This is a genomic window from Kitasatospora nipponensis (assembly GCF_039528135.1).
GTDB lineage: Bacteria > Actinomycetota > Actinomycetes > Streptomycetales > Streptomycetaceae > Kitasatospora > Kitasatospora nipponensis.
On record NZ_BAAALF010000955.1, the window covers coordinates 1 to 577 of the forward strand.

The 577-nt window shown below is 65.7% G+C and carries 1 pseudogene; it reads left to right on the top strand.

What is annotated here, in order from left to right:
• Positions 1-577, top strand: a pseudogene (locus ABD323_RS44280) (hypothetical protein); the annotation flags it as partial.

The window sequence follows — 577 nt, forward strand, 5'->3', positions numbered from 1 at the left end:
ACAGAACATGCTCTGCCAGGACGGATTCACCGCGCGCGGGCGGGTGCTGCTCGCAGGGGCGACCATCAGCGGGAACCTCATGTGCGACGGCGGCCAGTTCCTCCACCCCTCGGACACGGCGATCGATGCCGCTGGCCTCACCGTCGGGCGGGACGTCTTCCTGAGACGGGCCCAGTGGGAACAGGAGACCGACGGGGCCGCTTTTCTGGCGGAGGGGAAAGTGCTGCTGGCCGACGCCGTCATCCACGGAAACATCGAATGGCGTTGCGGTACGGTCACGCAGACTGGCACGGGAGAGGCTGCCCTCAACGCCCGGGGAATGAAGGTGACCAGAGACCTCCTGCTCGGCCACGGCTTCAGCGCTGCCGGAAAGGTCGACCTGGTCGGTTCAGAGGTCGGGGGACGCGTTGTTCTCAGCAAGGGTGCGTTCCACAACCCCGGAGGAGTAGCCATCTCCGCTCGGCAACTCATCGTCAGAACCAGTTTGCAGCTGACGGACGATTTTCTCGCACACGGCCAGGTCGACCTGTCGGGCGCCTTCGTCGCCGGGAGACTGGTGGTCGGCGGCAAGATCTAC